We start from the raw sequence: 12,869 nt of genomic DNA, 5'->3' as shown, positions 1-12,869 counted from the left end.
CCTGCGTTCTTCGTCTCAGCCAATGGTCATCAGGCTGGCATTGCCGCCGGCCGCCGTGGTGTTGATCGAGGTCGAAACCTCTTCCAGCAGCCAGTTCAGGCAATAGGCGTCGGGATCGCGCTTCAGCTCTTCCGTGCTCGCGGCCTGGACCAGAACCAGCGGGCCGGAGAGTTGCGCGATACGGCGGTTCATCTCGCCGATCCGTTGGGTATTGCCCTCGACCAGCGCGCCCGAGAACGGGCCGTCGGCCTCCCAGTCCGAGGTCCAGCTGACGCGGGCTTCGACCGCAGCCGGCAGGCCGGTGAGAGCGCCCTTCAGGCCGGAAGCCGCGTCGATGACGAGCTGGTTGCCCGTCGCCAGCGCCGCCGCGACCTGCTGGTACAGGCCGGCCTCCGTCTGCGGTACGAGCAGGATGCGGCCGCGCGGATGCAACGCATAGAGATTGCGCTCGCCGACCGGGCCGGCCAGCTCGACATGCAGACCGAGCGCCGAATGGCCGCCGATCTCGCGCGCGGTGTTGGCTTCGACGTTCAGGCCCTTGCCCGAGAGCCAGGCAGCGTATTCGAGCAGCGCCGGATCGGTATGGATCGAGCTGTGCTGTGGCGGGATCGGCGCCTTGCGGACGAGCCGGCCGATATAGAGCGGCCCGCCCGCCTTCGGCCCCGTGCCCGAAAGCCCGCGCCCGCCGAAAGGCTGCACGCCGACCACCGCGCCGATGATGTTGCGGTTCACGTAGAGATTGCCCGCCTTGATGCGGCTGGTGACATGGGCGATCGTCTCGTCGAGCCGCGTGTGCAGACCGAAGGTCAGGCCGTAGCCGGAGCCGTTGACCTCGTCGATCAGCTTGTCGAGATCGTCGCGCTGATAGCGGATGACGTGGAGCACCGGGCCGAACACCTCGCGCTTCAGATCGCTCAGGCTCTTCAGCTCGACGATGGTCGGCGGCACGAAGGTGCCCTTCGCCGCGGCCTCCGGCAGCGGGAGCTGCTCGACCTTGCGGCCGAGGCCGCGCATGCGCGCGACATGCTCGTCGATCTCGCGCTGGGCGCCCTCGCTGATCACCGGGCCGATATCGACGTTGAGCTTGTCGGTGCGGCCGATGGTCAGCTCCTTCAGCGCGCCCTGCAGCATGTGCAGCGTGCGGTCGGCGATATCCTGCTGCAGGCAGAGCACGCGCAAGGCCGAGCAGCGCTGGCCGGCGCTGTCGAAGGCGGAGGCGATGACGTCGGCGACGACCTGCTCGGCCAGCGCCGAGGAATCGACGATCATGCCGTTCTGGCCGCCGGTCTCGGCGATCAGCGGGATCGGCTTGCCTTCCGCCGAGAGGCGCTCGGCCAACTGAGCCTGGATGCCGCGCGCGACCTCGGTCGAGCCGGTGAACATCACGCCGGCCGTCTCCGATGCCGCGATCATCGCCGCACCGAAACGTCCGCTGCCGGGCGTGAACTGCAGCGCGCCGCGCGGGACGCCGGCCTCGTGCAGGATCCTGACGCTCTCATGGGCGATGATCGGCGTGACGCCGGCAGGCTTCGCCATCACGGCATTGCCGGCGACGAGCGCCGCAGCAACCTGACCGGTGAAGATCGCCAGCGGGAAGTTCCACGGGCTGATGCAGACGATCGGCCCGAGCGGCGCATGGCCCGGGCCGAGCGTCTTGCGCGCCTGATCGGCATAGTAGCGCAGGAAGTCGATGGCCTCGCGCACCTCGCTGATCGCATTGGCGGCGGACTTGCCGGCCTCGCGCATGGCGATGCCCATCAGCGTCTCGATGCGCGCCTGCATGATGTCGGCGGCGCGATCGAGGCAGGCGGCGCGATCGGCGGGAGACACGGCGGCCCAGGCCTTGCCGCCCTCGGCGGCGAGGCGCGCGATCTTGGCGGCGTCCTCGACCGCAAGCTCGGTGACCTGCCCGACGATATCAGAATGATCGGCCGGGTTCAGGATCGGCCGCGTCGCGCCTGAAACGGAGTTGTCGGCGAGCAGCGGCACGGCATGCCAGCTCTGGCCGACCGTCGCCGCGAGATTGCCGGCGAGCGCGGCCAGCGCCGTCTCGTTGGAGAGGTCGATACCCCCAGAATTGGCGCGGTCGGCGCCGTAGAGATCGCCCGGCAGCGCGATCTGGTCGTGCAACATGCCGATGACCGGCATCGCCTCGACGACATCGACGGGATCGGCGACGAGCGAGTCGATGGTGACCTTCGGGTCCGAGATGCGGTTGACGAAGGAGGAGTTCGCACCGTTCTCGAGCAGGCGGCGCACGAGATAGGCCAGCAGCGTCTCATGCGTGCCGACCGGCGCATAGATGCGGCAAGGCCGGTCGAGATTGTCCTGGCCGACCACCTCGTCATAGAGCGGCTCGCCCATGCCGTGCAGACACTGGAACTCGTATTTGCCCACAGTGAAGTCATTGCCGGCGAGATGGTAGATCGTCGCCAGGGTCTGCGCGTTATGCGTCGCGAATTGCGGGAAGATCGCGTCGGGCGCGGCCAGGAGCTTGCGGGCGCAGGCGACATAGGCGACGTCGGTATGGACCTTGCGGGTATAGACCGGGAAATCGGCGAGCCCGTCGACCTGGGCGCGCTTGATCTCGGCATCCCAATAGGCGCCCTTGACGAGGCGCACCATCATGCGCCGGCCGGAGCGGCGGGCGAGATCGATGATCCAGTCGAGTACGAAGGGGCAGCGCTTGCCATAGGCCTGCACGACGAAGCCGAGCCCGTTCCAGCCCTGCAGCGCGTTATCGAAGCTCAGCGCCTCCAGGAGGTCGAGCGAGAGCTCCAGCCGGTCCGCCTCCTCGGCGTCGATATTGAGGCCGATGTCGTAGGACTTGGCGATCAGCGCGAGTTCGCGCACGAGCGGCAGCAGCTCCGACATCACCCGGCCGGCCTGCGCGCGGCTATAGCGCGGATGCAGCGCCGAGAGCTTGATCGAGATGCCCGGGCCTTCATAAACGCCGCGCCCGTTGGCGGCCCGGCCGATGGCGTGGATCGCGTTTTCGTAGTCGCGATAGTAGCGGGCGGCATCGGCAGCGGTCGTTGCGGCCTCGCCGAGCATGTCATAGGAATAGCGGAAGCTGCGCGCTTCCAGCGGGCGGGCGCGCTTCAGCGCTTCGTCGATGGTCTCGCCGGTGACGAACTGCTCGCCCATCATCCGCATGGCCATGTCGACGCCGCGGCGGATCACCGGCTCGCCCGCGCGGGCGATGAGGCGCGTCAGGGCAGCGGCGAGGCTGCGGTCATTGACCGTCGAGGTCAGCTTGCCGGTGACGACGAGACCCCAGGTCGCAGCATTGACGAAGAGCGACTTGCCGCCGCCGACATGGGACTTCCAGTCGCCATCGGCGATCTTGTCGCGGATCAGCGCGTCGCGCGTCGCCGTGTCCGGGATGCGCAGCAGCGCCTCGGCAAGGCACATCAGCGCCACGCCCTCCTGGCTGGAGAGCGAATATTCCTGGACCAGCCCCTCGACGCCGGTGCCCTTGTGCTTGGCCCGCAGCGCCTCGATCAGCTTGCGCCCGGTGCGGGCGATCTCCTGCTTGCTCGCTGGCGCGAGTTTCGCGGCCGCCAGCAAAGGCGGCAGGCATTCGGTCTCGGGCCGGCGATAGGCGGCGGTGATCGCCTGACGCAGCGGCGACTGTTCGCGGATCGGCGGAGCGAAGCCCTCGAAGGGCGCCGGGCTGGTGGCGGTCTTGGCAGCTGAAGCGGTGGCTTGGCTCATGGCTTTTCCCGGCGGGTTCGAACGCGACGGGTCGGGGACGACACCCCTCACCCGTTCTTGCGCGGGAGCTTATCACGAGCCCGATTCTCACGCGGTCCAATTTTCGCTACCCTGCAGTCCATACGGACTTCAGATTCGGAGATCTCAAGTGAAGAAGCCTAAGGAAATCCAGAACGAAGGCGATCTGGACGCGCTCGATCGAAAAATCCTCGACGTCCTCAGGGAGGACGGCCGGATTTCGATCGCCGAGCTCGGCGCCCGCATCGGCCTATCGAAGACGCCCTGCCAGATCCGGTTCCGCCGGCTGCTCGATGATGGCTATATCGAGGGCTTCCGGGCAACACTGAATCCGGCGAAGCTCAAGCTCGATCACATCGCCTTCGCCGAGGTGAAACTGTCCGACACCACGGAAAAGGCGCTGACGAAGTTCAACGAGGAGGTCAAGAAGATCAGGGAAGTCGAGGAGTGCCACATGATCGCGGGGCGTTTCGACTATCTCCTGAAAATCAGGACGCCCGACATCAGGCGCTACCGGGCCGTGCTGGGCGAGAAGATCTCGAACCTGCCCCATGTCGCGAACACCTCGACCAATGTCGCCATGGAGACGGTCAAGGAAACCTGGTGATCTCGCCGCCCGCGACGATCGAGACTTGAGACCGTGGGGCGCGACACGCCGGACACCGCCTCACGCCACCCCGGAGCGACGAACGCATGAATCGCTATCCGATGTTCAACCCGCAGGTGCTGATCAGCTTCGTCGCGGTCTGCGAGACGCTGAGCTTCACGCGCGGGGCCGACCGGGTCTCGCTCTCGCAATCCACCGTCAGCCTGCAGGTCAAGCGCCTCGAGGACCTGCTGGGCTGCCCGCTGCTGGAGCGCTCCTCGCATCAGGTCCAGCTCACGGAGGAGGGAGAGCGGCTGCTGAGCTATGCGCGGCGGATCATCGCCCTCAACGAAGAGGCCCATGACGCGCTGACCGGGGCCTGGCGCGACGGCGTGCTGCGGCTGGGCATGCCGGAGGATTTCGCGGTTCCGACCATCGATCTGCTCGCCGATTTCAGCCGGCAGCACCCGCATCTGCGCCTGGATGTCAGCAGCGGCCTGAGCGCCGATCTGCGCAGCGCCTATGAGCGCGAGGAGCTCGATCTCATTCTGGTGAAGCAGCGGCGCGGGCAGCCGCCGCGCGCCGCAAGGCAGGAGCCCCTACTCTGGCTCGACAGTCTGGCGCATCCGGCGATCGAGCGTGCGCCGGTCTCGCTGGCGATGTTCCCGCTCGGCGGCCTCTATCGCGACGAACTCTGCCAGGCCCTCGACGCGCTCGGCATGCGCTGGCGCATCGGCTATTGCAGCGGCAGCCTCGCCGCGCTCGCCGCCGCCTCGGCGGCCGGGCTCGGCATGACCCTGCTGCCCGCAAGCTGCCGCCTGCCCGGCCACAGGGTTCTCGGCCCCGCCGAGGGCTTTGCCGAGATCACCGATTTCGAGCTCGCCCTCTATTATCGCGACGATGCGCCGGCCTCGACCGCGATCCTGGCCGAACGACTGGCCGCCTATTGCCACCTGGAGCCGTGAAGGACGCTCGCATTGATCGCCGCAATCGCCAGCATTGCCAAATATCGCTGCCAAAACGCCGGCTACGCGCTTATGGCGTCGGCAACAATCACAAGGAGGCGGCGACCATGGAACTCTCACATCATCAGAGCAGGCGTTCATTCATCGGCCGGACGGGTGGGCTCGCCACCGCCTGCGCCGTGATGGCGGGATTGCCGGGCGCAGCCGCGCAGGCCCAGACGGCCGCAGCCAGGCCCGCTTCCACCAAGCCTGCGGCCGATGCCGGCAAGCGCATCCCGACCGAGCAGCATTATCTCCTGACGGATGTCCGGCTCGAAGACGGCTTCGTCTATGACGGCGACATCGTCACGGGCACGCGCTCGAGCCTCCATACGCTGGAGATCAAGGCCGGCAAGATCGCCGCGATCCATGCCGCCGGCGCCGCGCTGCCGGCGGGCGTGCCGAGCTATCAGGCCCATGGCGAGCTCGCCCTGCCGGCGATGCGCGACATGCATATCCATCTCGACAAGACCTTCTACGGCCGCGCTTGGCAGGCGCCGCTGCCGCGGCAGGGCAAAACGATCCTCGACATGATCGCCCGCGAGGAGAAGCTGATCCCGCAATTGCTGCCGGACTCGCAGAAGCACGCGGAGCAGCTCATCGCCCTGCTGCATTCCAAGGGCACCACGGTCGCGCGCAGCCATTGCAATATCGACCCGGTCAGCGGGCTGAAGAGCCTTGAGCACCTGAAGCGCGCACTGGAGAAGCACCGCGCCGATTTCGACTGCGAGATCGTGGCCTTCCCGCAGCACGGCCTGCTGCTCTCGAAGGTCGACAAGCTGATGCGCGAGGCGATGAGCATGGGCGTCGCCTATGTCGGCGGCCTCGACCCGACCAATGTCGACGGCGCCATGGAGAAGTCGCTCGACGCGATGTTCCAGATCGCGCTCGACACCAATACCGGCGTAGACATCCACCTGCACGAGTCGAGCCCGGCCGGCGTCGCCGCGATCCTGCACATGATCGCGACCGTCGAGAAGAACCCCGCGCTGCGCAACAAGGTCACGATCAGCCACGGCTTCGCGCTGGCCACGATGGCGCCCGGCGCCCTCGACGAGGCCGCGACCCGCATGGCCGCACAAGGCATGAGCGTCGCCTCCACGGTGCCGCTCGGCGCCTCGACGATGCCGCTGCCGCAGCTCACCGCCAAGGGCGTGTTCGTGATGACCGGCACCGACAGCGTCATCGACCACTGGTCGCCCTTCGGCCGCGCCGACATGCTCGAGAAAGCCAATCTCTATGCGCAGCTCTATCGCGGCAGCGACGAGTTCCGCCTGTCCCGCGCGCTGGCGATCGCGACCGGCGGCGTGCTGCCGCTCACCGACAAGGGCGAGCGGGCCTGGCCCAAGGCCGGCGATTCCGCCAATTTCACGCTGGTTCCCGCCAGCTGCTCGGCCGAGGCCGTCGCCCGCCTGCCGGAGCGCAGCGCGACCTTCCATCGCGGCCGCATGGTCTTCGGCGGCGTCGGCGCGGCCTGACGCGATTCCATCACAACGATCCGGCCGGCGCCCACGCCGGCCGATCTGGCGTCAGGCGGTCACCAAGGCCCCTGGCGCCAGCTTACCCATGATTGGCCGCAGAGCGCCCGTAACACGGGCGCGCCGCCATCAGGTATTGCGACAAGCTTTGCCGACGTTCGGACACCGAGCCGCTTCGGACGCGTGCCGTCGCATGCTGGCCAACGCATCAACTTGCTTCAATCAAACAATTTTCGGGAGATCGACGACTTACGCCGGGCCTTGGTGGAGCTGAGGGGATTCGAACCCCTGACCTCTGCAGTGCGATTGCAGCGCTCTCCCATCTGAGCTACAGCCCCAAGGCGCTGGCCTTCTAGGCTGTGCGTCGCGTGGATGTCAATCACTTCCGCCATGAGATTTTGGCGCGAGCAGGGGATATTCCGCGTCACCTTTCCGGACAGGCCTAAAAGGAACATCGATGCGTGCCGTTCTCGACGTGGTTCTGCTCGCCCTGCAGATCTATGTATGGCTTCTGATCGCCTCGGCGGTGCTGAGCTGGCTGATCGCCTTCAACGTCATCAACACGCGCAACCAGTTCGTCTCGACCGTCTGGGACGCGCTCTATCGCGTCACCGAGCCCGTGCTGCGGCCGATTCGCGAGCGCCTGCCCAATCTCGGCGGCCTCGACATCTCGCCGATCATCCTGCTGCTGATCATCTATTTCATCCAGAGCGTGATCGTCCGCTACATCTACCCGAACGTGTTTTAGGGCTCCGCGCCCTGCACGGCGCGCGCCCCATGATCCGCCACGACGCATTCGACGCCGTGGCGGACGGCATGCAGTATGGCCGCCTCGCCAACGCCTAGGGTCTGCCCTCACAATGGACGTTGTTTCGATCGGGCCAAAATGCCCGAGAACAAGGAGGAGCCCGCAGCCCGATACCCCAGGTATCGGGCAAGGGGCCGACACAGCTATCGGGCATTTTGGCCCGACCCCGAAGGGACGCGGGCCTTTTGGGCGGCTGGTGCGTCGCGCGGCCTTGCAAACCGGACGGTTTGCTGCGCCCACGCTCCTGCCCGCCGACCAAAATGCCCAGCGTCAAAACCACGCCCATTATGAGGGCAGACCCTAGAGGTTTCCGCATGGCCGCTGCCGCCCTTCCCTATCGCAGCCAGAACTGGGCTCTGACCAAACCCGCCGCGCGCGGCAAGCATGGCATCGTCGTCTCGCAAAGCCGCGAGGCGGCGGAAGCCGGCACCGCGATCCTCGAACAGGGCGGCAACGCCGCCGACGCGGCCGTCGCCGCCTGCTTCGCGCTCGCCGCGGTCGAGCCCTGGAACAGCGGGCTCGGCGGTATCGGCTTCGCCGTGGTGCTCAAGGCCGGCGAAGCCCGCGCGCAGGTCGTCGATTTCGGGCCGGTCGCGCCGCGCCGCGCCGATCCCGCCGATTATCCCCTGACCGGCGAGATGAAGAGGGACCTCTTCACCTGGCCGGAGGTCGTCGACGACCGCAACATCCACGGCCCGCTCTCCTTCGTCACCCCGTCCTCCGTCGCGGGCTATAGGAAGCTCAAGGAGGCCTTCGGCTCGAAGCTGCCGCTCGCCGACATCCTTGCGCCGGCCATCGCGCTCGCGAAGCGCGGCCTGCCGGCCGACTGGTACACGACGCTGAAGATCGCCTCCTCGGCCTCGGTGCTGCGCCTCTATGCGGAAAGCGCGCGCATCTACCTGCCGGGCGGCCTGCCGCCGGTGCCACCCTATCAGGGCATCCCGGGCTTCATGAAGCTCGGCAATCTCGGCGACACGATCGAGCGGCTGGCCACGGCTGGACTCGACGACTTCTACCGCGGCGACGTCGCGAGCCGGCTCGTGGCGGATGTCGCCGCGGCGGGTGGCGTCGTCGATGCCCAGGACCTCGCCGACTGCAAGGCGGAGCTCCGCGACGCCCCGACGATCGACTGGCGCGGCAGCCACCTCATCCATACGGCCGGCGGCCTCACGGCCGCGCCGACGCTGGAACGCGTCGTCGCCGGCATGGCCGATGCCCCGCTCGATGGCGCCGGCCCCTCGGCCGCCTGGTTCGCGCAGCTTTCGCGCGTGATGCGCGAAGCCTACAGGGAAAGGCTCGACGGCCTCGGCGCCGCCGTCACGGCCAAGGAGCCGGGCGATACCTGCACGACCCATCTCACGGTGGTCGATGGCGAGGGCAATCTCGTCACCGTCACCACGACGCTGCTCTCCTCGATGGGCAGCCGCGTCGTGCTGCCCTCGACCGGCGTGCTGATGAACAACGGCATGATGTGGTTCGATCCGCGCCCCGGCAGCGCCAATGCGATCGCGCCCGGCGCCCGCCCGCTCTGCAACATGTGCCCGGTCGTGGTCACCCCGAAAGATGGCAGCTGGCCGCGCCAGGCGATGGGCGCCTCCGGCGGGCGCCGCATCCTCGCCAGCGTCTACCAGACCCTGGCCTGGCAGCTCGATTTCGGCATGGGCACCGAGGCGACGGCGCACCAGCCGCGCATCGACGTCTCCGGCCCGGATTCGGCCAGCGCCGACCTGCGCCTGCCGGCCGAGACCCTCGCCGCGCTGGAAGCAGCCGGCCCGACCGCGATCGTCGAGCACAGCGTGCTGCCGATCAACTTCGCCTGCCCGAACTTCGTCCGCGTGGACAGGAACGGCGCGGAAGGATCGAGCGACGCCGCCTCGCCCTGGTCGGCCGCCGTGGCCGCGACGCGCTGAAACAAAAAAAGGGCGGCCAATGCGGCCGCCCTTCTTCATGATCCCACGCGATCAGCCGCGCTTGAGGCCCCACGGATAGGGCGCCGAGCCGGCGAGCATCCCGGTCATGTCCTTGCGATAGGCAGTGCGGCTGACGAACTGGCCGAGCGGGATGGTCGCGACCTCTTCCAGAGCCAGCCGGGCCAGCGCCTTGGCGCTTTTGCGCTGGGCCGCCTCGTCGGGGGCATAGAGCCATTCCTCGGCCAGGGCTTCGGCCGCATCGCTCTTCCACCAGCCGAACCAGCCCTTGTCGCCCTGTCCGCGCACCAGCGTCGACATGGCCGGATTGCCCCAGCTCGTCGCCGATCCCGTGGTGTGGAAGATGCTCCAGCCGCCCTTCTCCGTCGACTCGCGGCTGCCGCGGCGCTGCACGACGGTGCCCCAGTCGCTCGCCGCCATCTCGACATTCATGCCGAGCTGCTTGAGCAATTCGAAGGTCACTTCGCCGAGCGGGCCGATATCCGGGAAATCGGTCGGGTTGATGATGACGACCTTCTCGCCATTGTAGCCGGATGCCTTCAGCGCCGCCTTCGCCTTCTCCAGGCTCTGCGGCATCAGGTCTTCCTGCTCGCCGTCGTAATAAGGCGTGCCGCGCCACCACAGGCTGCGGCAGGTCTGCCAGAGCGTGGTGTCGTCGCCCTGGGCGGCGCGCATATAGTCTTCCTGCTTCACCGCCATGCGCACGGCCGCCCGCACCTTCGGGTTGTTGAAGGGCGCCTGCAGGTGGTTGAGGCGGATGATCGCGCCGCGCCCGGCCTTGTCGATGACCTCCTGCCTGATGTCCTTGTTGCTGGCCAGCATCGGCTGCAGGTCGGTGAGCGGACGCTCCCACCAGTCGACCTCGCCGCGCGTCAGCGCTGCCCCGGCTGTCGCCGGATCGGGCAGAACGTTCCATTCGATCCGCTTGAAATGCGCGACCTTGCCGCCGGCATTGCGGCTGGGCGGCTCGGCTCGCGGCTTGTAGGCCTCGAACTTCTCGTAGACGACCTTGCTGCCGGAGACGTATTCGGACGCGATGAACTTGTAGGGTCCCGAGCCGACCATCTCGGTCACCTGCGTGTTGGCGTCGGTCTTGGCCAGGCGCTCCGGCATGATGACCGGTGGCTGGTCGGATTTCGCCAGGCAGTCCAGCATCATCGGGAACGGGCGCTTGAGCTTGATCTCGACCGTGCGCTCGTCCGGCGCGCCCCATTCCTCGACGGCCCGGCCGAGCAGCTGGCCGTAGGGGTCGCGCTGCGTCCAGCGCTTCAGGCTCGCCGCGCAGTCGACCGCCTTGACCGGCGTGCCGTCATGGAAGCTCAGGCCCTCGCGCAGCTTGATGCGCCAGGTCTTGCCGTCGGCCGAAACCTCGTGCCCCTCTGCCATCTGCGGCTGCGGCTTCAGGTTCTCGTCAGCTCCGTAGAGCATGTCGAAGACATAGTAGCCGTGGTTGTTGGTGACGGTCGCCGTGGTCCAGACCGGATCGAGCGAGGACAGGTTGGCCTGCGGCACGAACTTCATCAGTGTCGTGCTGGCTTGCGCCGCGGCCAGCCGCGGCAGGGCCGGGCCGGCCAGGCCAAGCGCGGCCGTCCCCATCAGAAAATCACGACGTTTCATTTGGACTCTCCCCATTATGATTGTTCTGGAACGCAGGCCCGGCCTCAGGCGAAGCCCATGAAGTTCGGGCTCTCGCTGAGCGGCCGTGCCTTGGCGAGCCGGGCGAGGTCCGGCACCGGGCGCGCCGTCAGCGGATCGCCCGCAAGCGCCGCTTCCAGCGCTGCCGCGACCGCCAGAACCTTGGCGTCGCCGCCGCGCGGCCCGACGATCTGCAGGCCGAAGGGCATGCCGTTACGGTCGAGCCCGACCGGCAGCGAGATCGCGGGATGGCCGACGATGGTGACGGCATAGGCCGCCGCCAGCCAGTGGAAATAGGTCCGGGTCGGCTTGCCGTCGATCTCGGACGGGAAGAGCTCGGTCCAGGGCCGTGGGCTCAGCGTCACCGCCGGCGACAGGATGACGTCGTAATCTTCGAAGAAGCGCTGCCAGTTCTGGTAGATCACCGTCTGCTGCTTCATCGCGCGGGTGACGTCGAGCGCGGAATAGCCGAGTCCCTCCTCGACATTGGCGCGCACGTTCGGCCCGACCATGTCCGGCGTGTCGCGCACCTTGTCGAGATGCGCGGCGAGGAAATTGCTCGCACGCAGGATCTCGAAGACCTCGTCCGTGCCCTCGCAATCCGGCGTCGTCTCCTCGGCCACATGGAAGAGATGGCTGAAGGCCTTGGTCTTGTCGAAGAACGTGTCGCGGATCAGCCGTTCGGTCGGCGCGAAGCCGAAATCAGGCGTCAGCGCCACCTTGAGCGAGGCGAGATCGATCGCGTCGGGACGGGCGAAATCCTCCGGCCGCCGCACGGTCTTGCCATGGACCGTCGTCGCGAGCGGGTCGGAACCGGCATCGGAGACCATGGTCGAGAGCAGCAGGCAGAGGTCCGGCAGGTTGCGCGCCATCGGGCCGAGCACCGGCAGCGGCGACCAGCCGAGCTGGCGCTTCTCGCTCGGCACGAGGCCGGGCGTCGGGCGGAAGCCGACGATGCCGTTGAAGGCGGCCGGGTTGCGCAGCGAGCCGCCGGTGTCGGAGCCGGTCGCGAGCGGCACCATGTTGGTGGCCAGCACGACGCCGGAACCACCCGAGGACCCGGCCGCGCTCTTCGAGGGGTCGAACGGGTTGCCGGTCGCGCCATAGACGGCGTTGCGGGTATTGGCGCCCGCACCCCATTCCGGCGTGTTGGTCTTGCCGGCGATGATCGCGCCGGCCTTGCGCACGGAGGAGACGATCAGCTGGTCCTCCTTCGGCACGAAATCGCGATAGAGCGCGCTGCCGTAGGTGGTGCGCAGGCCGGCGGTGTTCTCGAGGTCCTTGATGCCGATCGGCAGGCCATGCAGGGGCCCGAGCGCATCGCCACGCGCCGTCGCCTCGTCGGCGGCGAGCGCATCCTGGCGCGCCTTGTCGTCATCGCGCGCGACCATCGCGTTCACGGCCGGGTCGATCGCGTCCATGCGACGGATGCAGCTGTCGAGCAGTTCGCGGGCGGAAAGCTTCTTGGCGCCGATGAGGGCGCGCGCGGCAACGGCGCTGAGGTCGCAGGGTTCGGTCAAGGCAGGTCACTCCGTTGCGCTCAGCCCCACGCAAGCGCCATGCCGCGCGGGGCAATCCTCGCAGACTAGGCGACGAGTCCGAGATGTCCATGACCCGATGGTGCATGCGGCCCCCGCCCGCTGCGCGGGTTCGTGAACGCTCTGCCCGCCCTTCTCAAAGGTGCCTGGGCGAAGG

At 67.8% G+C, this 12,869-nt stretch carries 8 protein-coding genes and 1 tRNA gene; 5 read left to right on the top strand and 4 right to left on the bottom strand.

The features are described 5' to 3' along the window. Nucleotides 1–15: 15 nt before the first annotated feature. Entirely contained in the window at nucleotides 16–3,717 is a 3,702-nt protein-coding gene (gene putA / locus WFK61_RS04545) for a trifunctional transcriptional regulator/proline dehydrogenase/L-glutamate gamma-semialdehyde dehydrogenase (RefSeq protein ID WP_336810338.1), read from the bottom strand. 148 nt (nucleotides 3,718–3,865) lie between these two features. Here putA and WFK61_RS04540 point away from each other — a divergent pair, with 148 nt between their 5' ends. The 3 genes from WFK61_RS04540 (at nucleotide 3,866) to WFK61_RS04530 (ending at nucleotide 6,803) form a co-directional block, all read left to right on the top strand. Beyond that, on the top strand, nucleotides 3,866–4,342 hold the full coding sequence (locus WFK61_RS04540) for an Lrp/AsnC family transcriptional regulator (protein WP_336810337.1): 477 nt from the start codon (nucleotides 3,866–3,868) through the stop codon (nucleotides 4,340–4,342). Between the two features lie 86 nt (nucleotides 4,343–4,428). After that, nucleotides 4,429–5,286, top strand: a complete 858-nt coding sequence (locus WFK61_RS04535) for a LysR family transcriptional regulator (RefSeq protein WP_336810336.1) — start codon at nucleotides 4,429–4,431, stop codon at nucleotides 5,284–5,286. Between the two features lie 107 nt (nucleotides 5,287–5,393). Next, nucleotides 5,394–6,803, top strand: coding sequence for an amidohydrolase family protein (locus tag WFK61_RS04530; RefSeq protein ID WP_336810335.1), 1,410 nt, complete (start codon nucleotides 5,394–5,396; stop codon nucleotides 6,801–6,803). A gap of 262 nt (nucleotides 6,804–7,065) precedes the next feature. Here the strand turns inward: WFK61_RS04530 and WFK61_RS04525 are convergent. Further along, nucleotides 7,066–7,141: transfer RNA gene (locus tag WFK61_RS04525), tRNA-Ala, on the bottom strand. A 119-nt stretch (nucleotides 7,142–7,260) separates the two neighbouring features. On the opposite strand from WFK61_RS04525, the gene WFK61_RS04520 reads away from it, so the two are divergent. Both WFK61_RS04520 and WFK61_RS04515 read left to right on the top strand, forming a co-directional pair. After that, complete coding sequence (locus tag WFK61_RS04520; RefSeq protein ID WP_336810334.1) at nucleotides 7,261–7,551, top strand: YggT family protein; 291 nt, start codon at nucleotides 7,261–7,263, stop codon at nucleotides 7,549–7,551. Between the two features lie 374 nt (nucleotides 7,552–7,925). Further along, complete coding sequence (locus WFK61_RS04515) at nucleotides 7,926–9,521, top strand: gamma-glutamyltransferase (RefSeq protein ID WP_336810333.1); 1,596 nt, start codon at nucleotides 7,926–7,928, stop codon at nucleotides 9,519–9,521. A 51-nt stretch (nucleotides 9,522–9,572) separates the two neighbouring features. Here WFK61_RS04515 and WFK61_RS04510 read toward each other — a convergent pair whose 3' ends face one another. Together WFK61_RS04510 and WFK61_RS04505 are read right to left on the bottom strand one after the other, a co-directional pair. After that, nucleotides 9,573–11,156, bottom strand: a complete 1,584-nt coding sequence (locus WFK61_RS04510) for an ABC transporter substrate-binding protein (protein ID WP_336810332.1) — start codon at nucleotides 11,154–11,156, stop codon at nucleotides 9,573–9,575. A 44-nt stretch (nucleotides 11,157–11,200) separates the two neighbouring features. Further along, nucleotides 11,201–12,694 carry an amidase gene (locus tag WFK61_RS04505; RefSeq protein WP_336810331.1) on the bottom strand — a complete coding sequence of 498 codons (1,494 nt, stop codon included), beginning with the start codon at nucleotides 12,692–12,694 and terminating at the stop codon, nucleotides 11,201–11,203. Nucleotides 12,695–12,869: the final 175 nt, after the last annotated feature.

It is taken from the genome of Allobosea sp. MMO-172 (assembly GCF_037147855.1).
Lineage (GTDB): Bacteria > Pseudomonadota > Alphaproteobacteria > Rhizobiales > Beijerinckiaceae > Allobosea.
Note: the sequence above shows the minus strand (reverse complement) of the source record. Positions and strands in the feature narration are given on the sequence as shown.